Here is a 22,777-nt window from a genome sequence, read left to right on the forward strand (position 1 = left end):
TGTCGACGGCCGTTCACTCGGGGCGGCCGGCCCTCCATCCCAGCGGGCACCGTTCGTTCCCCGGCGCGGAACCCGGACTCCCGGCAGCCGCAGCGCGAACAATCGGCGTCCACACGCTTCGTCGAGATTCGCTTCACACAAGGAGGAAATATGGACAGACGCCGCTTTTTGCTTGTCAGTGGCCTGAGTTCGATCGCAACGGTGGGGACGATGGGGCTTTCGACCTTCCCTGCTCAGGCGGTGCAGGAAAGCAGCAATGGGACGTCCCCCTCGCATCGGATCACCGCGGGCTTCCTGTCGGTGGGCGTCGACCGTTGTGGTCGGGTGACCAGCCTGATGGATCTGCGCAGCGGCACCGACTACCTGGCAGCGGGCATTTCGGTGCCGCTGGTCAGCGTGGTGGCCGATGGCGGACACGAGGTTCCCACCACGCTGAAGGTCTCGCCGCGTGACCGGCGAGTGCTGGTGTTCACCGGCAGGAAGGTGACGATCGAAGTGAAGGTCGTCAGCTTTCCGACCTATTCCACACTCGAGGTCACCGGACTCACTGCGGCCCCGGGCGTGGATGTGCAGACGTTGCTCTGGGGTCCGCTGCCGACGAGGATCACCCGGACGATCGGTGAGACCGTCGGTCTGGTCGGCGACAACGATGTCGTGGTGGGGGTTCGCCCGCTCAACGACAAGACCGTGGGCGGGTGGCCGAACGAGCATCTCGCCTACGGGTTCGGCCCGGATCTCGTCTGGAATCCGTACGGCCTGCAGACGGGCGAGAAGGACGAGTGGCTGGCGAGCAACGTCGCGGCGAAGACGAAGTGGGGCAGCGTGCTGCGCGCCTCCACCTATGACTACAGCCGGGAACGGGTCCGGCAGCGCACCAATGGGTACGAGATCCCGCTCGGACCGCTGCCCGGGCCGGAAGGTCGGATCGTCGGCTCGAAGATCGCGCTGTTCGGCAGTGCGCCGGATCTTTCGCTCACCGTGCTGAGCCAGATCGCCCAGGACCACGGCCAGGCATACCCGACCCTCGACGGCCAGTGGCAGAAGGTGGCCCAGCGCACTTCGCAGTCCCACTTCTGGGTCCACGACCTCGACACGAGCAACGTCATCGCTGCCGCCCGATACGCCCGGCAGGCAGGGGTCAGGAATATCTACGCCATCGCCGGCGACGGGCCCTGGCAGTCGCACGGGCATTACCAGTTCAACGGCTCGTTCGGGGGATCCGATGCGGCAGCGGCCCAGTTGGTGGCTGCGGCGGCGAAGGAGAAGATCGAGGTCGGCGTGCACACCCTGTCCGATTTCATCGACCCCCACGACCCCTATGTGAAGGCCCCGGCCGACGCGCGGCTGGCGGTGGGCGGAAGCGTCAGACTGACCCGTCCACTCGGCTCCTCGGACACCGAGATGTACGTGGACGCCGACCGCCCGCTGGGACCGGGCGTCGACGGTGAGCGACTGCGGATCGGCGACGAGTTCATCACCTACGGAACCGTCACCAAGGTCGGCGGCACCGAGTGGCAGGTGAGCAACCTGGCGCGGGCCCAGTGGGGATCGACCGCGCAGTCATGGCCGGCCGGCACCCGTGCCACCCGGCTCATCCAGAACGGCTACGGCGGCGCGATGGGCGGTCTGCCGATCATCGACGAGATAGCGACCCGGCTGGCCACCGCGTACAACGACACCGGCATCCGGGCCACGTCCTACGACGGTTTGGAATCGGCGGGCTACACCGGCTGGGGCGGCTACGGCTTCGCGCACCTGGTCAACGGCGTCTATCGGCAGCTCGCCTCCGACGAGTTCGTCACCGAATGCAGCAACCTCGCGTCCAACACCTGGGATGCACAGTCCCGGGCCAGTTGGGGCGAGATCGGCAGGACGGACTATGCCCAGATCCTCCGGAGCAACGCGTTCTACCGCGCCAATTGTCTGCCGGGGATGATGGGGCAGCAGGGGTTCTCCGGCAGCGACAGCCTGCAGAAGATCGAAGTCACCATGGCGCGCGCGGCGTCCCTGAACGCGGGTATCAATTTCGAGACCAGCGTGAAGAGTCTCGCATCCGGAGCGAACACCGCGGCGTTGCTTCAAGCGGTCAAGACGTGGGAGTCCGCGCGCAGCGTCGGCGCGTTCACGGCCGTACAGAAGGAGCAGTTGGGAGACCCGAACACGTACTGGCGCCTGAGCGAGGTGACGCCGTATCAGGAATGGTCGCTGCAGCAGATGGATTCGTCCGGTCGGCCGATCGGCGAGTCGCAGCAGGTCAAGGCGCCGACACCGGGCTTCGTCACACCCGAGCCGCCCGATGCCCGGGTCGGTGTCCTGTACGCGTTCAAGGTGACCTCGAGCACGCCGCGGACGATCCGCTACGAAGTCACATCCGGCAGCCTTCCGCGCGGACTCACCCTCAACAAGGACACCGGCGGCCTCACCGGTGTGCCCGCCACCCCGGGCACCAGCAAGTTCACGATCACCGCCCGAAACGGTGGCGACGTCGCCGACGCCAGGATCACCTACCGGCTGAAGACCATGCCGCCGAAGAAGCCTTGATGGTGCTTCGCCGTCGGTGATCCACCGGAGGCGCGAAAGGACGCCGTCTCACGGCGGTTTCCGGCGGTCGTCGCCTACCACGCCCGAGAGCGTGCGCGACCGATCGTCGACGGCCCACCGAGTCGGCGTTCGGCACTGTCGCGGGTCCCACGCTCGTCGACGCGGCCGTCGTCACCACCTCGACGTGCGCCCCCGTCGTGGGCGTCGGGAACCGTTCACACGGCGCGGAGTCACTCGATCGGGTCCTCGGGCTTCCGCTCCCGGTCGAGTGGCTCGGGTCGCAACAGCGATCCTTTGAGCCTGCGGAGGCAGGTCTGCGTCCCGGAACACGCGTACCTCGGCGGCGAGGCTGCCCGCACGGCGGCCGGTGGGCCGGTCGGTGCGCCGACGGGTGTGGATCACGGAGCCAGGACCTGCCCTGCGGCCATCGCGGATGCCAAGACACCACCGACCACCACGGCCGACGCTCCGACGATCGGCAGTCGGAGTGTCCATGCCCGCAGCTTGGCCGACTTGGATGCCCGGGCCAGCAACACGTCGCGTCCTCGCAGCACGGCGAGACCGACGCCCGCGAGAGTCAGCGCCATTCCCAGCCCGAAGGCCGCCACCATCAGGATGGCGATGCCGAACCGACCGGTGAGCAGCCCGGTCAGCAACACGAGGAACGCCGAAGGGGAAGGCAGCAGGCCGCCGGATGTGCCGAGCAGCACGAGGCCGCGCCTGGTGAGCAGCGATTCGGTGGGGACGACATGACTGTGCCCGTGCCCGTGCCCGTGCGCATCATGATCATGACCATGCGCGTGGTCATGGTTGTGCCCGTGCGTGAGGATGGACCGGTGGCGCCGCAGCAATCCCACACCCACACCGACCACGATCAGCGCGGCGACCAGTTGCAGCCAGCCGGTCAGCGCCGCGATATCCGGGGCGCTCTCGGCGGCGAGCCACCACCCGACGGCGAGCGCGGCCACGGACGCGGTGTGCATCGCGGCGACGATCAGGCCCAGCCACAGTGCGTGTGACCACCGTCCCCGGCTGCCGATGAGAAAGCCCGCCGCGAGCGTTTTCCCGTGGCCCGGGGCGCACGCGTGGAAGGCGCCCGCGAGCGCGGCGACGAGCAGTGCCAACGGCAGCGCGACACGGTGGTCCAGTAGCGCGGCCAGATCCGTGGTCCAAACGCTGAAGGGCCCCCGCTGAACTGCGGTGTCGCCGGGGTGGTCGGCGCCCGTTGGACCGAGGGCGAGCGTGCGAGTCGGCTCGCTCGCTGTGTGCAGCCCACCGGCACCGGTCGGCGTCACGGAGATCGTCCGGTACTTCGAGTCGACATTCGACAACGCGGTGATGGACAGGGCGATCGTGTGCACCGGCTCGGGACAGCCGTAGCGAAGCCGGGCGCCGTCGCCGGCCAGGTGCAGGGTGTTCGCGTCGTCGAGTCGGCAGGCCACTCCGTTTTGCCTCACCTGGATGTGTGCGCCCAGGTACTGCGCTGGGGACATCGCCTCGGCCTTGGCCGCCTCGCCGAGCACGGTCAGATCGTCCGCCGCGGCCGACCAGATGACGTCGACCGTCGTTCCCTCGCTAGAGATGCGGGCGACCGGCGGGGTGCCGAAGGGGTGCGCCTCGGCCGCGCCCGCGAGTCCCAGGACCGATGCCGCAGCCGCCAAAACGCCCAGGACCAGGAGACGCAACTCCCGGGAACGAGGCAGCATGAGGGGTTTCACCATGATCCTTCCGATCGACGGTGCTCCGCGGGTTGCCTTCCCCGGTCGGGAAAGGCAACCCGCGGAGTGTGAATGTGCCTACTGGTGGAGCGTCAGCCGGTGTGGCCGCGCAACTGTCGGGCCGCCAGCGCGTGGATTGTCCCGTCGTCGGTCAGAGCGAACAGCCAGTCGCCGCTGACGGACAGCGCCGAAGTCACCCCGGCGCCGAGGTTGTACTGGGTCAGCACCTTGCCGGTGGCGCGGTCCAGCACGACGAGCCGACCGTCCCGTGTGCCGGCGTACACGAGGGACTCGGTCACCAGGGCGTGCATCGCCGGTGACCCGGCTCCCGGGGTGGTGCATCCCATCGCGACCCGCCATTTGTCGTCCTGGGGGCTCTTGCCGGGCAGGTAGCCGACGCGGGTCTCCCACAGCGGCTTGGCCGGGTCGACGGCCGTGGTGTCGTACGCGCGGACGACCCCGTCGCGACCCGCGATGTAGGCGATGCCGCCCCGGACCGCGGGGCTGGTCACCGGAGCGGGACCGGGCTCGCAGGAGCCGGTGGAGCCGGCGCCGCCCACATTCGACTGCCAGGTGACCGCGCCCTGGTTCTTCGGGTCGTGTCCGCGGGCGCCGCTCGCGGTCATCGTCACGAGCTGCGGGTTGCCGTTCGCCGGATCGGTGAGGACCGGGGAGGAGTGGCTGTCGATCCCCCCGGCTGTGTCCCGAACCCACAACTGGCTGCAGCTCGCGAGGTCCATGGCGACCAGTGTGTTGCTGGAGTCCGTGTGCAGGTACGCGGTGTCGGAGCCCGGCTCCCGGACCGCCGTGCTGTGGAACTGGCCCCAGTTGGTCGCTCCGCCGAAGCCTCCCAACAGGTCACCGCTCTTGGCGTCGCGGCACTGGATCCGGTCCCAGTCCTGGTAGACGGCGACCGTTCGCTGCGCGTTCTTCAGCTCGAAGACGCTGACCGGGCCTCCGGCACGGCCGTAGCGGCGCACCGTGTCCCCGTGCTGCTCCTCCTTCTCGATCGCCTGCCACACGACCCGTCCGTCGGACGCGTCGAGTGCGTAGATGCGGCCGACCGCCGTCGTCAGGTAGACCTTCCCGTCATGGAACGTCGGCGCGGACTCCGCGTCGCCGTCCAGATACGTGCGCCAGATCTCGCGGCCGGACGCGATGTCGTAGGCGAGCATCATGCTGTGCGGCGAGTCGAACGCCCGCGACGAGACGATCAACCTGCCGTCGACCACCACCGATCCATTGAGGTTGAACTGCTCGCCGGTATGGGCTGCCCAGCGCAGGTCCAGCGCGGTTCCGGGTTCATCGGCACTGGCGGAGCGCCCCGCTTCGTCCCCGCCCTGGCGAACCCAGTCCCGGCCGGTGGTCGGCTTCCCCAGCCGGCCGCCGGGAACCACCTCGAAGGTGTTCGTGATCGTGGCCCACGGCTTGCCCTTCGTGTCGACCGCGGTCATCTCCACCGTGTAGGCGCCGGGGGGAAGCGGCTTGGTCGCATCGCTTGCCCGGGTCCAGGAGGTTCGCGCCGCCGGACACGACTCGGGTACGCCCCCGGGCGGTGTGTAGCAGTTCCGGATGCCCGTCCTGGGGACCTGGGCGCCGAACGTCACCCGGCTGTCCTGCCGCACCTTGCCGCGCGCGTCGCGGATGGTGACCCGGGCCGTGGCCGGAGTGCGGCCGTCGTCCTCGGCATACAGTTCGATGGGGATGGCGGTACCCGTGCCGTACACGCTGCCCTGCGCAGGGCTCACGAGGGCGGCGTCGTCGTCGATGTCGAATTGGCGGTGGACACCCATCACATAGCCGGTGTCCTCGTTCTCCGGGGTTTGGGGATTGTCGGTGATCCCCTTGAAGTCGAGGATCTTGTAGTCCGGGTGTGAGCCGTCGATACCGTACGTGCCTTGGTTGTTGATCTCGACCGACCGGTCGAAGGCGCCGCGGCGGTACTCGGCCTGCTGGTTGTGGCCGGCGGCGAACAGGCGCACGTCGTACTTGGCGAGTTCGTCGATGGTCGGCTGCATTCCGGCGCCGGGACCCCACCTGGTGAACAGGGAGCGGTGCGCGAAGACCAACACCTGCTTGCCGACCGCGTGGCGCTTGAGGTCCTCGCGCAGCCACGCCAACTGCGGCGCGAGGCCGCTGGAGTCGTAGTTGTCCTCGAGCACGACGATGTGCCGGCCGTTGCGGTCGAAGCTGTACCACTCGGGGCCCAGGTTCCTGCGGTAGTACTCGAGACTGCCGCCGTATCCCTTGGATGTGGCGGTGCCGCCGACATCGTGATTGCCCACCACCGGGTAGTACGGGTGCCCCAGCTTCCCGTCGACCAGTCCCTTGCGCAGGATGTCGTAGCCGCCCTGCCGGCGGGGTTCGTCGGCGTAGTCGGTGACCGTCAGGTCGCCCGTCGTCATGGTCAGAGTCGCGCCGTCGACCTCGGACATCGCCTCGACCTGACCGGTCCACTGCGGCAACGTGGTAGCCGCGGACGAGTCCCGTACGTTGCTGACCTCGACGTCCGACACCATCTCCCAGGTCTCGGTCGGATTCGCGGCGTTCCTGTCCGGCATGAGGGCGAAGTCGACGCCGGTGCGCGGCCCGGTGCCATCGGGCACCTTGCGGAAGAACCCCGGGACGGAATCGTCGCGCAGCGTGGGTGTGTAGCCGTTCGGCGAGACGATGCTGACGAGGTCCGTCTCCCGGCGCGAGAGGTCCATCGGCAGGCTGTACGAGCCGTCGGCGCCGGTGGTCGTCCAGACCGAGCCGTCGGTGACGTCGACGCCCGCCATGGGCCGCTCGCCGTCGTCCCGCACTCCGTTGGCGTTGCCGTCCTCGTACACCGTGCCCTGGACGGTCACCAGGTTGGTGGTCACCGCCGGGTCGGCGGCGAACGCCGCTCCCGAGGTTGCCTGCTGCGCCAAGCCGGCGATGATCGCGGCACCGCCGACGGCGATCCGCACGCGGCGTCGGCGTGCGACCCGAACCGAATGCGGCGGCGCCATCGCGCGGTATCGGATCACCAGACGCGCGATGAGCAGCACGATCGCGGCGGCGAGCGCCACGCCCACCAGCAGCGGGCGCCACGGGAACGAGGGCGCGGTGGGCGCCGCATGGACCCCCGCCGCGTCGACGATTGGTGTCGCCGCAGTCGCGTCGGCCGTCGTCCCGTCGAACTCGACTACCACCTGGGTCAGCTGGCCCTGCTTCAGCAGCGCGGCCAGGTCCAATTCGTCGACGTGGCAGCCCCACGCCAGTTCGATTACGACCCCGTCGGGCACTCCGCCGCTGTCGCCGGCGACGCCCGATCCGCTCGCCGGGCAGTCGGCGGTCAACAGCCGCGACGCCCAGGCACCAGCCTGGTCCGGGGACACCAGGTCGCGGTGGACGATCAGCCGCCCGCTGGTGACCCCGTCCTTGACCGAGACGACGAGTTCGGCATGTTGTGGCGACACGTGCGCCGACGCGGACTGCACCCCGAAGCACACACCGAAGACGAGCAGCACAAGACCCGCTCTGGCTGCGATACGTATCCATTTCATGCGGCGGAGACTATTTCCGCCGAACGAACTTTCCGCCCTGCGCGCAGAGAGTTCCCCGGCGGGCCGGCGAGAGTTCGCCAGTGGGTCATGTCGCGACGAAGCGCGATCGATGTCGTTCATGCAACCGCCCTACGCACGTAACCCGACAAGCCCCAGCGAGGGGTCTGTGAGGGAACGGCCCTGTCTCACATTCGGGATGAGTTCGTCGCAGAGTCGCTGGAAACGGCCGGGAACTCCGGGCGTTCGGTCGGGCGGTACTCCCAGTTTTCGGTTGCTCCCGAGGAGGATGAAGGCCCGGGCCGCAGAACGGCGGTTCGGCCTTCGGACGTTGGGCACTCGAGGCCGTTCGGTGTGCGGCGCAGGTCGTCGCAAGGGGCAGGGGTGCGGTCGTGGTCTGGTGCCGCCTGGCCGGGTTCTTGACGACCACGGTTGTGGGGGCGGGGAACGCCGCCCGGACGGCGGCATCGCCGCTGAGGCCGAAGGCGGCTTCGGCCTCGTCTGCTCCGAGGAAGAGCAGGTCGGCGGCGTTGCAGAGGTCAGGCAGGACGGCCGGGTCGCGGTCGCGCCACAGGGCGGGGTGCCCGTTGAGGTCGAAGCTGACGGTGCGGCCGGGGCCGGGGCGGGGGCGGTGAGCAGAGCCCGGATCAGGCCCAGGCAGCTGTCGGAGAGTGCGGGGGTGATGCCCGACAGGTGCAGGAGTCGCGGCTGAACATCACCGGCAGCGGGTCGGGGCCGACGGCACAGCGGTCGCCGCACACCACCGGGAACCGGGAGCCGACGGTGAGCGCGTCCGAGATGCACTGAGCTCGGGTGCGGACCGGGTCGGCTTGGTGTCGGGTCCATCTCGGGTGGGGCAGGGGCGTCCTCCGGGCGCCCCTGCCCGGGGAGCAGACCCGAGGCGGTCGCGACGTGCTCGGCATGCGGTGTAGTACCGGTTCGCCGCCCGAAACCGTGTTGGCTCGCCCGCGGTCGGTTCCCGGTGCCGCTGATCCCGATCGTGATCACTCGGCGTGCGGTGTGAGGTTGGACGCTCGCGGGCGGAGGTACCCGTCGGGGGTCGGTCCGAGGACGCGGTCGAGGTAGGCGTTGGCGAAGACGCCGCCGGGGTCGACCGTGTCCCGCAGGGCGGTGAAGTCGTCGAAGCGCTCGTAGCGTGGGCGCAGGCTGTCGACGTCCAGATCGTGCATCTTCCCCCAGTGGGGCCGACCGCCGAAGTCTGCCAAGATCTGCCGGCAGGCGCCGAAGTATCGCTGGTGGGGCATGCGGTGGTACTGATGGAAGGCGATGTAGCAGGTCTCCCGGCCGTACGCGGTGGACAACCAGATGTCGTCCGCGGCAGCGAAGCGGACCTCCAGCGGGAAGGAAACCCCTTCGTCACTACGGTCGATCCACCGCTTGATCTCGCGCAACGCCTCTGCGGCGAGTTCGCGTGGGATGGCGAATTCGCCTTCGAGGAAACGGACATCGCGTGGTGAGGCGAACACGCGGTAGGACACGTCCGTCCATTCGCGTGTCGACATGGCCTTGGCCGCGAAGCGTGCGAGGGGGCGAACGGTGCCGGGGAAGCGAGTGCCGACACGACAGATGGTCTCGAAACCGGGCCCGTTCAGGGTTTTGTCGATGTGGCGGGTGAGTGTGCCGATCGGCCGAAGCGGCGCGGTGGCGGGCAGCCGGGTGAACCGGCGGGTCAGCGCGACATCACTGTGCGGGAACCAGAAGAACTCGAAGTGGTCGTTGGTATCGGCGAGTTGATGCATCTCGTCGATGACCCGCGCGACGGGCATCGCCGTGTCGCGGGCATGCAGGGCGAAGGACGGGACACACTGGAGCGTCACCTCGGTGATGACGCCGAGGGCTCCGAGGCCCACCCGGGCGGCGGCGAACAGTTCCGGACGCTCGTCGGGCGAACACCGCGTCGGCGGGCCCTCGGCCAGGACCAGTTCGAGGGCGCGCACCTGCGTGGCGATGCCGCCGAAGCGCACGCCGGACCCGTGGGTGCCGGTCGAGATCGCGCCGGAGACCGTCTGCCGATCGATGTCACCGAGAATTTCCATGGCCAACCCGTGTTCGGCGAGCAGCGGGTTCAGCCGCCACAGGGGCATGCCCGCGCCGACGGTGACCAACTCGCCGGCGCGGTCGACGTCGAACCGATCCAGGTGATCCATCCGCATCTGCACGTCGGGGGCGACGGCGACCGGGCTGAACGAATGGCCGGACCCGATCGCCTTGATGCGCCGACCGTCGCGGACGGCGCCGGCAACGGTGGCGGCCACCTCCTCCGTATCGCGGGGGGAGACCACGCGGGTCGGCCGCGCCTGCTCCGTACCCGCCCAGTTGTGCCACGTGTGAGTCATGCCGGCGTCCTCTCGGCTCAGCGGTGGGTCGTAAGACCGGTCCTGGTACGGACGGGATACGGATGGCCGGGACATCGCTTCGGTATTCCGTCCCTGGGCGGCCACGCCATGCCGGGGTCGGGCCCGATGGCGGGCCCGACCCGGTTCGACGGCGCGGGTGTGGGTTCGAAGGGCGTGTTCGGGATCTACCGCTGTCCGGTCTGCGCGGAAGCCCGTGGGGGCGGCGCCGTGGCAGCCCCCCATGCCTGGGGCGCCTCGTTCATGGTGAAGTCGAGGTGGCCGCCGCGCATCAGGGCCTCATGGCTCAGGAACGGCTTGTCGATGGACCCGCCGTCGAGTTCGAGCGCCTGCACGTAGGGGCGGGATCCGGCGTGGGCGGCCGAGATGGTCAGTGGGCGGCGGCCCCCCGGGAGGTCGAGGGTGACCTTGTCGAAGAAGGGGCTGCCGACGGCGTACTCGCCGGAGACGGGATCGACCGGGTAGAAGCCCATGGCGGAGAACAGGTACCAGGCCGACATCTGACCGGCGTCCTCGTTGCCGGACAGTCCGTCGGGGGCGTTGTGGTAGTTGGCGTCCGCGATCTGCCGAACCAGTTCCTGGGTGCGCCAGGGCCGGCCCGAGTAGTCGTACAGGTACGGGACATGGTGACTGGGTTCGTTGGTGTGGTTGTTGCTGCCGCGGGCGAAGTACTCGTCGAGCCACCGGGCGAACTCGGCGTTGCCCCCCTTGAGATCGATCAGACCGGGGACGTCGTGGAGGACGTCGTTGGTGTAGACCCACTCGTCACCCTCGGTCCATCCGCCGTCGGCCCAGCTCCCGTCGGAATTGCGCGCCTGCATCAGGCCGGTCGCGGCGTTGAACTGGTTCTTGTAGTTCTCGCTGCGTTCGAGGAAGTAGGCGGCGTCCTCGGTGTTCCCCACGGATGCGGCGACCTTCGCGACGGCGTAGTCCTCGTAGGCGAAGTCCAGGGTCCGGCTTCCGGCCTCGGCGGTGCGGTCGGCCGCGACCCAGCCGTTCTGCATGTACGAGGTCAGGCCGGCCCGGGCCTCGACGGGCGTACCCTCCTCGCGATCTCCGTACCGGAGCGTGGTGTCCTGCTCGGGAGGGATCATCGCGTTCTTCTTGACCGCCTGGTAGGCGAGGTTGCGGTCGAAGCCGTGGAAACCCTTGACGAGGGCCTCCGCGATCACCGCGTCCGCGCTGGTGCCCTCCATGATGTTGGTCTCGGTGATGTTCTTCCACAGCGGGAGCCGGCCGCCCTGCCGATAGTCCTGCAGCATGGAGGTGATCATGTCGTCGACGCGTTCGGGTGCGAACAGGATGAGGATCGCGTTCTGTGCCCGGAAGGTGTCCCACAGGGAGTATCCGGTGTAGCTCACTCCCTCGTGGACCTGGTCGTCGTAGGCGCTGTAGTAGCGGCCGTACTCGGACATCTCCGACGGGTACTGCAGGGCGTGGTACATCCCGGTGTAGAAGTTCGCCTGCTTGTCGGCGGCGCCGCCGCTGATGCGGACCCGGTCGAGTTTGTCCGCCCACGCGGTCTTGGTTCGGGCCGCGACGGCGTCGAAGCCGACATCGTCGGGAGCCTCCCGTTCGAGGGTGTCGCGCGCCTGCTCCACCGAGATGAACGAGGTGGCGATCCGTACGGTGACGGTCACATCGGTGGGGAACCGCACATAGCCGGAGACCTCCCGGTCGGTACGGTCGGATTGCCCGTCGTACTGCGTCCGGCCGGTCGCCGTGCCGTAGCCGGCGAAATCCGTGTCGAAGCGGGCCACGAAGTAGCCTTTGAAACCAGGTGCCTTGAACGGGCCGAGATTGCTGTCCTGCCGGTCGGGGTTGTAGCCGGTGATCTCTCGTTCGGCGGGGTCGATGTGCACCTGACCGGTGATGCCGGATCGCGTCGCCTGCACGACGAAGTTGGCCGGTGTGCGGGCCGGATAGGTCATCCGCATCAGACCGACCCGTGACGTGGCGGTCAGTTCCGTGCGCAGTGTCTGTCCCGGTGTCGGGTGCAGGTTCACCGTGTACCGCTCGGGCGACGCCGTCTCGTCGCCGTGGCCGAACGGCAGGCCGCGATCCGCTTGCGCCGTCTTGACATCGCCGATGCCGGGCATGCCGACGACGTATCCGGAGTCCCCCATCCAGATCGCGGGCTGGTGTGTGCCGATGAAGCCGGTCATCTTCGTGTCCCGGAAGTGGTACGGCAGGGCGCCGACGCTGTTCGTGCGCGTCATCGGTGACCACCGGGTCATCGCGAAGGGCGGCGCCGCGCTCGGGATCATGCCCCCGTACTCGGTCGGGTCGGCACCGGTCGTCCCGATGAGCGGGTTCACCTTGTCCACGTTGGACGCGTGCCGCTCATCCCCGGACATCGTGTGGGTCAGGGGGATGAATATCGCCGGCAAGGCGATGACGATCAGTCCTGTCGTCCACAGAAGTGCCCGCCCGCGCCTCGGAATGGGCCGAGTTCGGGTTGCCGGTCGACGCCTGATCGGGCCCACGCGGATACGCATCACGCCTCCCTCACCAAGCGGAAGTAGGGCAGGCGGGCGAGCGGCGCCGACACCACGACCGTGACGGGGCCCTCGTAGGTGGTGCCGTCATCGGCCCGCCAAAGCCCCGGAGGGACGCGGACCTCGCGCGAGGTGGCGGCCCGTACCGTGACCGGTGCGACCATCAGCGTGTCGCCGATCAGGAATTGGTCGGTCACCCCCGCGTAGCCGTGCCCCGGGTACGCCCACTCGAGGGGCCGTTGAATGGGCTCGCCGGTCTTCGCCGAGCATTCCGCCGCGGCGAGGATCTCCGCGCCGAACTCGACGTGCAGGAGCGCGGCCGCGCGAACGATCGCGAGGTGCTCGGGGTCGAGGACGCGCCACGGGGCCGCCGAGAACTGCATCATGGGGAACAGCGCCGCGATCTGGGCGTAGCGCACGAAGAGTTCCTGATCGAACGTGTCCCCCTGCGGCACGAACCGGAATTCGCCGCCGCCGATCATGTCGGGGCACGTGAACGCGTGGCCGGTGACGGCCTGGGCCAAGGCGTTGGGGATGAGGCTCTCGACCCCGAACCGTCCCTCCCATTGGTGGTACTTGTCCTGCTGGCGTTGCGCGAGCGGCAGTCCGGCGGTGCGCCAGGCGTCGCGGTACTCGTTGAGAGGCCACGCGAGACCGATCCGGTTCCACGTGTGGGTGTACGCCTCCGGATCGGCGACACCGAGTTGCCGCCACCATCCCGAGTCGCCGCCGTCGAATTTGAAGCCGTCGACACCGAGTTCGTTGTGCAGCCGGTCCAGTGCGTGTTGGATCCACGCCACGGCTTCGGGCTTGCCGATGTCCAGTGCCGCACTGATGCCGTTCCACCACAGGCCGACCGCCGCGGGGTATTGCCCCATGAGGTCGGGCAGCAGCAGGCCCGCGTCGTGGAGCGTGCGGGCCGCGGGAGAGTCCGGTGTCACGTACGGCACCAGCCAGAGCATGACCTTGAAGCCCAGTTCGTGCAGACGCGCCACCATGGCGGCCGGCTCGGGGAAGCGCCCGCGATGGAACGTCCAGTCGCCGTAGCTGTTGCTCCACTGGTCGTCGATCATCAGGACGCCGGGTGGGAAGCCTTCGGCCAGCAGGCGTTCGGCGTAGTCCAGGACCTTGTCCTGGGTCGGTTCGAAGACCGTCTCGATCCAGAGGTTGTACTGCGGCGCGGTGAACAGCAGCGGGTCGGGGAGAGCGCCGGCCGGCGGGTAGTGACGGGCCATGACGTCGCGATAGGCGCCGCGCAGGTCGATCGAGCCGCGAGCGTGTTCGATGACCGAGGAGGGTTCGTGAGGGGTGACGATGAGCATGTCGGCACCTACCTCGAACGTGAACGTCGTGGTGCTGTGCACCCAACGTCCGTGGTTCGACAGCAGGATCGGCATTCCCTGATTGCCCATCAGGTCGCGCAGATCCATGGCGTAGCCGGGGGCGTACGGCATGCTGCGGCCCTCTGCCGAGGCTCCTCCCCACCAGCGCTCACCGGGAAGAAGGGGAAGGCGCAGAGCGGTGCCGGGATCGGTGACAACGGTGGCCATGGGGAACCTTCCAGTTTGTGCGCGGCCTCGGGACAGCCGGGCCCGGACCGGGGGCGGAGCAGGAACGGCCGAGGAGGTCACACTCGCCGCAGCCTTGGGATGAGCGGCCCTGCGGCCTACTTGACGGTGAAGCCCTGCTCCTTGCCGTACGACTTGAGCCGGTCCTGCCAGGTCGCCAACGCGGCGGTCAGGTCACCGCCGTTCTGCAGGACCTGGCCGACGGTGTCCTTGAAGATGCTGCTCGCGTACACCTGGAAGGGCAGGTACTGCCAGCCGGGGCGGACCGCCTTGGACATGTCGGAGAAGACCTCGTTCGGCTTGGAGCCGGGGAAGTACGGCAGTTCGGCGGAGCGGAACGCCGGGTCGTCCAGGAGGACCTTGGTGGCCGGGAACAGGCCGACGTCGCTGTTGAGCGACTTCACGGCTTCCGGGTCGGAGTCGAGCCACTGCGCGAAGGCGACCGACGCTTCCTTGTTCTTCGACTGTGTGGTGACCGCGACCGCCGAGCCGCCGTTCTCCGCGCCGGCGCCGCCCGGCATGGGCGCCACCCCCCACTGGCCCCTGCCTTGCGGGAGGTACTTCTCGAGCACTGCGGGTGCCCACGCGCCGGCCATCCACACCGCGTACTTGCCGGCGACCATCGCCTGGAACCACTCGCTGTTGAAGCCGGAGTTGCCGTCGACCTGTTTGTTTTTGATCAGCGGTCCGAAGACGTCCGCGTACGCCTTGCTGCCCGGGTCGCCCTTGAGGTTCACAGTGACCCCGGTCGTGCCGTCGACGGTGAACGGCTTGCCGCCGAGATCCCACATCAGGCTGGTCGCGGCGCCGGCGTCGTCCGGATCGGCGAACGTCATGAACACGGACGGGTCGGCCGCGTGGACCTGCTTGGCGACCGCGGCGAACTCCTCCCACGTCTTGGGCGGCGCCACTGCGAACTTCTCGAAAACGTCCTTGCGGTAGAACATCGCCATCGGGCCCGTGTCCTGCGGCACGCCGTAGATGCCACCGGCGACGTTCACCTGGGACCACGCGGACGCCGCGAACTTGTCCTTCAGGCCGCCGACGCCGTAGTCGGCCATGTCGACCAGCGACTTGGTCAGCGCGAACTGCGGCAGCGCGAAGTATTCGATCTGCGCGACGTCGGGGGCGCCCGTGCCGGCCTTCAGCGCTCCGGTGAGCTTGACGTACTGGTCCTTCGACTGGCCGACGTTGACGACGTGGACCTTGACGTTCGGGTACTTCTTCTCGAACAGGGCGACGGTCTTCTCGATGTTCGGCACCCATGTCCAGAAGGTGATCTCGGCCGGCTTGTCCAGCGCGGCCCGCACGGCCGCGGGATCGGACTTGCCGCCGGACGTACCCCCGCCCCCGGAACCTCCGCCGCACGCGGCGAGCGTGAGTGCGAGGGTGGCGGCGGTGGCCACGGCCGAGCCGCGCCGGATCGAGCGGGTATTCACGGGCGAAATACGCATATCGGAAGCTCCAGGCACAAGCGGATCGGACGGAGGACGTGGGTGGGGCGGGCGGACTTCGGCGGCGGTCGGCGGTGCGCGGCTACTGCTTGACGCCGCCCGCGGTCAGGCCCGACTGCCAGAACCGTTGGAGGAAGAGGAACGCCGCGATCAGCGGCAGGATCGCCAGCAGGCTGCCGGTGAGCACCAGCGGCAGCGTCGGCGTGCCCGCGCCGCCGCCGCCCTGCGCCATCGAGTTCCATCGGTGCAGGCCGACCGTCAGCGGGAACAGGTCGGGGTCGCTGAGCACGATCAGGGGCAGGAAGTAGTTGTTCCACGTCGCCACGAGTGTGAACAGCAGCACCGTGACGAAACCCGGGACGAGCGGTCGCAGCGCGATGGTGAAGAAGATCCGCATTTCGCCGGCGCCGTCGATACGGGCCGCCTCCAACAGCGCGTCGGGGATGGCGTCGCGGGCGTACACCTGCATCAGATACAGCCCGAACGGGCTGGCCAGACTGGGCAGCAGTACCGCCCACGCGGTGTTGACGATGCCCATTTCGGTGAAGAGCAGGTACGTCGGCACCGCGATCGCGGTCGACGGGATCGAAATCGCGCCGAGCACCAGCGCGGACAGCAAGCGGCGGCCGACGAAATCGAACTTCGCCAAGGCGTAGCCGCCCATCGTGGCGATCACCGCCGCGCCTCCGGCGCCGACCACCGAATACATCAGCGTGTTGCCGAACCAGCGCAGATAGATGCCGTCGTCGTAGGTCAGCACGTCGTGGATGTTGGCGAACAGATGGAATCCGTCGCCGAACCACAGACCGGGCGAATCGAACAGGGTGCGGTTGGATTTGGTGGCGCTGATGAACAGCCACACCAGCGGAACCAACGCGTACGCGAGCATCAGGCCCATCGCCACGGTCAACGCGGTGCTCTTGCCACGCCGCCGGGACCGACCGCCGCGCGGCCGCAGCGCTTTGCGCCGGGGCAGCGCGCCGGCCACGTTCGTCGTGCGCTTTCCACCTGCGGGGACGCTCACATCGACACTCACAGCATCCGCTCCCTTCGCGCCGTCACGAGTTGTACGACGTACGCGACGACCACCGTGACAAGCCCCAACAGCACCGCGATCGCGGCGGAGTAATTGAATTGGCCGCCGTCGAAGGCGAGGCTGAAGGCGTACATGTTGGGCGTGTAGTTCGTGGTGATGACCGCAGGGGATAGGGACTGGAGCACGCTCGGTTCGTTGAACAGCTGGAACGTGCCGATGACGGAGAAGACCGTGGTCAGCAGCAGAGCCGGGCGCAGTGCGGGAAGCTTGATGCTCCACGCCTTGCGGATCGCGCCGGCGCCGTCCATCTCGGCTGCCTCGTACAACTCGTCGGGGATCGATCGCAACGCGGCATAGAGGATCAGCATGTTGTAGCCGACGTACGACCACGTCACGACGTTGCCGATCGCAGCCGGCATCCAACCCCTGGACAGGAAGTCGGGCAGGTCGACGCCGAGCAGATCCTGCACTTCGCCGACCAGGCCGAACCGGTCACCGTAGAGGTAACCCCACATCAGCGCGGCCACGACTCCCGGCACCGCGTAAGGGATGAACATGCCGACCCGAAACAGTCCGGGTGCCCGCAGGCGACCGCTGTCGACGGCAAGGGCCGCCAGGAGGGCGAGTGCCAGCATCAACGGGACCTGGATGACGAAGAACACCGCGACCCGGCCGAGACCGACGTGGAAGAGGTTGTCCTTGATCGCCTTGCGGTAGTTGTCCAGACCGGTGAACGTGGTGCCGCCGATCATGCGCTCCTGATGGAGACTCAAATCGATGGCGTAGACCAGCGGCGCGACGACGGCGATCACGAAGGCGAGCAGGAACGGCAGGAAGAAGGCGTGGGCGGTGAGGCTGCGCCGTACGGCGCGGCGCCTCATCGCCGGCCCCTGCGGGGGCCGAGGACTTGGTGGACTTTCACGGAGATCTCCTCCGGTGTCGTGTTGGCGCCGACACGCTCGCGTTCCACGGAGCGTCCAGCGACGTCGGGGCCGCCGAGTGTTCGCCTCCGCGAGGCTGGGCCGGTGCAACCCACTGGTATTTCGCGGCCCAAGGGCACCGAGCGGTTCCCGCATTCCCCGAGAACGCGTGTGGGGGTCGGTTGCCGTCGATCCGTAACCCGTTTCAGGGCTGCCGGCAGGCAATCAGGTCTCGGTACCATTCGAAGCTGGCGCGAGGTGTGCGGGTCTGGGTCTCGAAGTCGACCTCGACCAGGCCGAAGCGCTGGTGGTAGCCCTCGGCCCATTCGAAGTTGTCCATCAGTGACCAGGTGAAGTACCCGCGCACGTCCACGCCTTGGTTCATCGCTTGCGCGATGGCGCAGATGTGCTCGGCGAGGAAGTCGATGCGTGCCTGGTCGTGCAGTCCGGCCGGTTGCGAGCAGCCGTTCTCGGTGATCCATACCGGCGGAAGCGCGGAACCGTAGCGCGCTCGGAGGCCGGTGAGGAGTTCGGTGAGCCCGTCGGGGACCACCGGCCAGTCGAAGGCGGTGCGCCGGTACGGCTTGTCCGCTTCGGCCAGGTCGAAGGGCAGGCCTGCGGCCGGATCCGCCGGGGCGGTGATCCAGGTCGGGTTGTAGTAGTTGATACCCAGCCCGTCCAGGGGAGCCGCGATGGTGGCGAGGTCCCCGTCCTGTACCACTCCACCCCAGCTCGCGTCCGTGATGCCGTAGGCCGACAGGTCGGGGTAGGTCCCGAGCAGCAAGGGGTCGTTGAACAGGCGGTTGTGCAGTGTGTCGTAGGCGCGGGCCGCATCCGCGTCCGCCGGCGACCGGGCGTCGTCGAGCAGCCGGACGGGGGTGCAGTTGTTGGCGATGAGCACCTGCGCGTTCGGGACGGCGGCGCGCAGCGCGGCCGTCCCGAGGCCGTGGGCGAGCAGTTGGTGGTGCGCGACCGGCAGGGCGCCCATCACGAGCGTGCGGCCGGGTGCGTGGGTACCGAAGCCGTAGCCGAAGGCCATGTGGATGAACGGCTCGTTGAGGGTGATCCAGGTCTTGACCCGGTCGCCGAGTCGCGCCCCGGCCACAGCCGCGTACTCGGCGAACCGGTGTGCGGTATCGCGGTTCAGCCAGCCGCCCTCGTCCTCGAGGGCCTGGGGCAGGTCCCAGTGGAACAGGGTCGGGGTGGGTGTGATGCCCGCATCGAGCAGGGTGTCGACCAGACGGTCGTAGAAATCCAAGCCGCGCGGTTCGACGTTGCCGGCGCCGGTCGGCAGGATACGTGGCCAGGACAGCGAGAAGCGGTATGCGTCCAGATTGAGCAGGCGCATGAGGTCCACGTCCTGGTCGAGCAAGTGGTAGTGGTCGCACGCTACTTCGCCGGAGTGTGCGTCCCGGATGGTGCCGGACCGACGGACGAAGGTGTCCCAGATGGACGGGCCCTTCCCGTCCTCCGCGGCCGCGCCCTCGATCTGATAGGCCGCGGTCGAGGCGCCCCAGACGAAGGACGCGGGGAACCGAGGCATAGCGGTCGGGTGAGTGAACTGGGCCGACATGCGCATCACTTCCGTCTTGACTCGGGAGGACTCGCCTGGCCGGGCGGTCGTCCCGAGCGGGTCATCGAGGACAGCGAACCGGCATGCGTGCGTCTACCGAGGCCGGTTCGCGCCGGCTGCTGATGTTGTGAACAGCGCCCTCAGGAAACATGAACGCTCGTTCGGGTCTTGTTTACATGGGTCGCCGGCTGCCGCGCTATGTGATGTGGCTCACAGCGATCGACTGGGTGCACGCTTTCGATCCCGGCTGCGCGCAAGCTCGGGACCACGCCGACGTCGGGTTCGACGCGCCGGGCAGACGGGAATCGGGTGCGTACGCGGCCATGCCCGGAAGATCGAGCGGATGGGCGACGTCGGCGGCCGGGAGCGGGGCGAGGGGGACACCTTCGCCGTCAACAGGTCGATGGGCGTGTGCGGCGGGCGCTCTTGGTCCGTTTCGATGAGGGACAGTGGTGGCTGTCACCCTCGGAGCCGTCGTCGGCGGCCGCAGTTCCTCGCCCTCAGGGCGGGCTGTAGGTGTCGGGAAGCGCCGTTGTGGCAGGGCACGGACACACGATGGCGAGCGTGGTCGAACGCGCCCTCGTCCGCGTCCGCGCGGTTACCGCCCTTGACGATCTCGGTCGGAGCCCGCCGCGCCCCGCACTTCGGAACCGACGAACCACCGGTGCAGGGTCGTTGTGAGTGTCATGGGCAATACATTCCGTCCGGAATGACGCGCGTCACACGTCCGCGGCCAGCAATTCGCCACGCAAGTCCTCCCAATACAGGCGCAGCATCCGCTTGAGCTCGTTCAGGGTCTCCGGCCCCGCCGGACTGCCCGCTCGGAAAACCTGGTGGAGTACGGAATCGGCGACCCACACGACCATCCGCGCTGCCCGCTGCGTCCGGTGGTCGCCCGGGCGGTCGGTCAGAAGCTCCATGATGCGGCTCAGGCCATCGGCGACGAGCGCGTTGCTGGCCTCGTCGGCCCGGGCGAGTTCGGTGCTGAGGTGCCGGCCGGACCACAGGGCGACTCCGCCGCTCTGGCGCCGGAAGAGATCGGTGTACAGGTCCACGACCGTGTCCACGAAATCGATCAACTCGCCCTTGGTGGCCCGCTCGACGAGTTCGTCGATGACGACCCGGAAGTTCGCGAGGTACTGCTGACCCAGCGCGTCCACCACGGCGCCCTTGTCCGGGTAGAACTGGTAGATGCTGCCGACTGGAACGTTCGCCTCCTCGGCGATCCGCCGCATCGTGAGCGCCTCGTACCCCTCCTGAGCCAGGATCCGGTCGGCAGCAGCGAGAATCGCATCGACCCGGGCACGGCTGCGGGCCTGCTGCGGCTGTCGCCGCAATCTCGGCTGTGCCTTCGGTACTTCGTCCACCAAAGTCTCCTGGATCATCGGGCGATCGACCGTAGCAGGTCACCTGCGGGCTGCCGTGGCACGTACGACCGGGAACGCCCGCTTGCCGCCGCCGCTGTCGCAGGGGACGGAGCCCCCGCGCCGGCGACCGGTGGGCAAGGCGCTTCACCTGGTTGCCCGACGACGCCGGGTGCCGGCCCACGGTCGGCGAGGCGGCCGTGGCTTTTTCGCCATCGCCCGGCGAAATGCGGGTCGAGAGTGGTGCGCACGAGATGCCCTGGCCCGAGAACTCGTCCTGCTCCTACCGCCGACCTGACATCGCCTTCGTGAACGTCTGCCGCCCGGTCGTGGACACGTGTCCTGTCCGTGAGTGTCCACGACCCGGTGACGCAAGGGTGGGGGCGCTCGTGTCGGGCCGTGGTCGGGAACAGCACCTCGGGCCGCAGGTCCGGCCCGGTGGCCGGGGCCGCCTCGGGCCGCGCCAGGTCCAGGACCCAGGGCACGTCCTCTCAGCGCGGGCCGGCCGGGCCCAGGAAGCCCATCAGGGTGTCGATCGGGGCGTTCGCCGCGCCGATCGTCCACCGACATCGCACCGACCCTGGTGAACAGGACGCCGTTCGCCCCGTCGCGCCCGGGGCCTCACGCCTTCCCTTCCAATGCGAGGGCCTCCCTACGGGCGGCCACCGCGTCGCTGCGCCGGCCCAGCGACCGCAGGACGGGGGCCAGTTCGCGGAGCGAGGCGGCGAGGCGGAGGCGATACCTCGCCGGGTCGTGTTCGGCGAGGTCGCGGCGGATGGCGACGGTCTCGGTCGCCTGGAGTAGCGGGCGAGGCGTTTCGGGGCTGCGTAACTCCTACTGACCTGTGGAACTCCGTTCGTCAGGCGGTGCGGCGGGCGGCGAACGCGCCGTTGTGCAGCAGGGTGGCCCGCCCGTCGGCGCCGATGGTGAAGGCGATGTCCCAGGCGTGGTGGCTGGTGACGGCGTCGTCGGCGGGCAGGAAGCGGTGGTCGGCGATCGGCAGCAGCTTGGTGTGGACCTTCTCGGCGCCGGTGCTGTGGGCGTCCAGCAGCAGGGTGCCGGCGGTCGCGGTGACCGCGTAGCGGACGCCGTGCGCGTCGTATATCCCGGTGTACGCCGACAGGTCGAGTTCCAGGCCGGGGTCGGGGACGGGCCGCCGCGGCTTCGCGACGCCGAGCCAGTCCCGGAACACCACATCGAAGACCGCGTCGGCGAATGGGTAGCCCTGGTGCGGCGTGTTCACGGTCGTCGCCACCGCCACGTCGAGGGCCGGCACCCAGAGCAGGCAGGACGATCCGTTCGGGGTGGTGCCGCTGTGCCCGAAGACTTCCACGCCGTCCCAGACCTTGCGGTACGGGCCCACGCACCAGGAGTCGGCGAAGACTCGTGCCGGCACGTCCACCTGCGGCGATTCCATGGTGGCGACGGCGTCGGCGGACAGCAGGACGGTGGCGTCCTCGGCCAGGCCCCGGCGCAGGAAGATGCTCCCGAAGCGGGCGAGGTCTCGGGCCGAGGTCGCCAGTGACGAGCCGGCCGGGCCGCACCCTCTGGCGAAGCACCACGGCCGGACCACGCCGTCGACGTGGCCCACCGCCACGCGATGGTAGGGCAGCTCCTCGAACAGGCTGACCGACTCGACGAGCCCGGCCGGGCGGAGCAGCCGGTCGCGCAGTGCCTCGTCCCAGCACTGACCGGTGAGCGCCTCGATCAGCAGCCCCGACACGTTCGTCGAGGCGTTGCTGTAGCCGTACGACGATCCCGGGGCGAACGTGAGCGGGATGTCGGCGAGGAGGCCGATGTAGCGGGCGACGGCGTCGTCGTTCCGGCCGGTGTCGATGTACGGCCCGTTGTCCAGGCCGCTGGTCATCGACATCAGCCGGCGGGGGGTGATCTCGCGCCACTGCGTGCCGGCGGCGAGCGGCAGGCCCGGCAGGTGGCGCGTGACGGGCACGTCGAGGTCGACCAGGCCGGCGTCGGCCAACTGCATCACCAGCGCGGCCGTGTACACCTTGGTGGTGGAGCCGATCTGGAAGACGGTGTCGTCGGTGACCGGCGTGCCGAGCTCGGCGTTCGCGGTCCCGGACACCGCCTGCAGGAGCCCGTCGCCGCCGAAGACGGCGACCTGGGCGCCGGTGACGCCGAGTTGCTCGCGGCTGTGGTCGCAGAGGTCTTGGAGGGCGCGGGCAGAGAAGGTGGGCATGGG

At 68.9% G+C, this 22,777-nt stretch carries 12 protein-coding genes; 1 reads left to right on the top strand and 11 read right to left on the bottom strand.

Going from position 1 to position 22,777, the window contains the following annotated elements; translation table 11 throughout:
• Positions 1–150 precede the first annotated feature (150 nt).
• The gene (locus tag ACMXN5_RS47750; protein ID WP_439681150.1) at positions 151–2,541 is read left to right on the top strand and encodes an Ig domain-containing protein; all 2,391 of its coding nucleotides are present in this window, start codon (positions 151–153) and stop codon (positions 2,539–2,541) included.
• 398 nt (positions 2,542–2,939) lie between these two features.
• Here ACMXN5_RS47750 and ACMXN5_RS47755 read toward each other — a convergent pair whose 3' ends face one another.
• From ACMXN5_RS47755 to ACMXN5_RS47805, 11 genes are all read right to left on the bottom strand, one after another.
• On the bottom strand, positions 2,940–4,247 hold the full coding sequence (locus ACMXN5_RS47755) for a hypothetical protein (protein WP_439681151.1): 1,308 nt from the start codon (positions 4,245–4,247) through the stop codon (positions 2,940–2,942).
• Between the two features lie 104 nt (positions 4,248–4,351).
• Entirely contained in the window at positions 4,352–7,789 is a 3,438-nt protein-coding gene (locus ACMXN5_RS47760) for an outer membrane protein assembly factor BamB family protein (RefSeq protein ID WP_439681152.1), read from the bottom strand.
• 1,001 nt (positions 7,790–8,790) lie between these two features.
• The gene (locus ACMXN5_RS47765; RefSeq protein WP_439681153.1) at positions 8,791–10,143 is read right to left on the bottom strand and encodes a D-arabinono-1,4-lactone oxidase; all 1,353 of its coding nucleotides are present in this window, start codon (positions 10,141–10,143) and stop codon (positions 8,791–8,793) included.
• Between the two features lie 185 nt (positions 10,144–10,328).
• Positions 10,329–12,551 (bottom strand): GH92 family glycosyl hydrolase, encoded by a 2,223-nt coding sequence (locus ACMXN5_RS47770; RefSeq protein ID WP_439681154.1) that lies wholly within the window; start codon positions 12,549–12,551, stop codon positions 10,329–10,331.
• A gap of 107 nt (positions 12,552–12,658) precedes the next feature.
• Complete coding sequence (locus ACMXN5_RS47775; RefSeq protein ID WP_439681155.1) at positions 12,659–14,209, bottom strand: glycoside hydrolase family 31 protein; 1,551 nt, start codon at positions 14,207–14,209, stop codon at positions 12,659–12,661.
• Between the two features lie 116 nt (positions 14,210–14,325).
• Positions 14,326–15,681 carry an ABC transporter substrate-binding protein gene (locus tag ACMXN5_RS47780; RefSeq protein WP_439681156.1) on the bottom strand — a complete coding sequence of 452 codons (1,356 nt, stop codon included), beginning with the start codon at positions 15,679–15,681 and terminating at the stop codon, positions 14,326–14,328.
• An 82-nt stretch (positions 15,682–15,763) separates the two neighbouring features.
• Complete coding sequence (locus tag ACMXN5_RS47785; protein WP_439681157.1) at positions 15,764–16,717, bottom strand: carbohydrate ABC transporter permease; 954 nt, start codon at positions 16,715–16,717, stop codon at positions 15,764–15,766.
• Positions 16,714–17,598, bottom strand: a complete 885-nt coding sequence (locus ACMXN5_RS47790) for a carbohydrate ABC transporter permease (RefSeq protein ID WP_439681158.1) — start codon at positions 17,596–17,598, stop codon at positions 16,714–16,716. Before ACMXN5_RS47790 ends, ACMXN5_RS47785 begins: the two co-directional genes overlap by 4 nt.
• A gap of 244 nt (positions 17,599–17,842) precedes the next feature.
• Positions 17,843–19,180, bottom strand: coding sequence for a GH1 family beta-glucosidase (locus ACMXN5_RS47795; protein WP_439681159.1), 1,338 nt, complete (start codon positions 19,178–19,180; stop codon positions 17,843–17,845).
• Positions 19,181–19,929: 749 nt separating this feature from the next.
• The gene (locus ACMXN5_RS47800; RefSeq protein WP_439681160.1) at positions 19,930–20,595 is read right to left on the bottom strand and encodes a TetR/AcrR family transcriptional regulator; all 666 of its coding nucleotides are present in this window, start codon (positions 20,593–20,595) and stop codon (positions 19,930–19,932) included.
• Between the two features lie 838 nt (positions 20,596–21,433).
• Entirely contained in the window at positions 21,434–22,774 is a 1,341-nt protein-coding gene (locus ACMXN5_RS47805) for a serine hydrolase (protein ID WP_439681161.1), read from the bottom strand.
• Positions 22,775–22,777: the final 3 nt, after the last annotated feature.

The organism is Embleya australiensis (assembly GCF_051903075.1).
GTDB lineage: Bacteria > Actinomycetota > Actinomycetes > Streptomycetales > Streptomycetaceae > Embleya.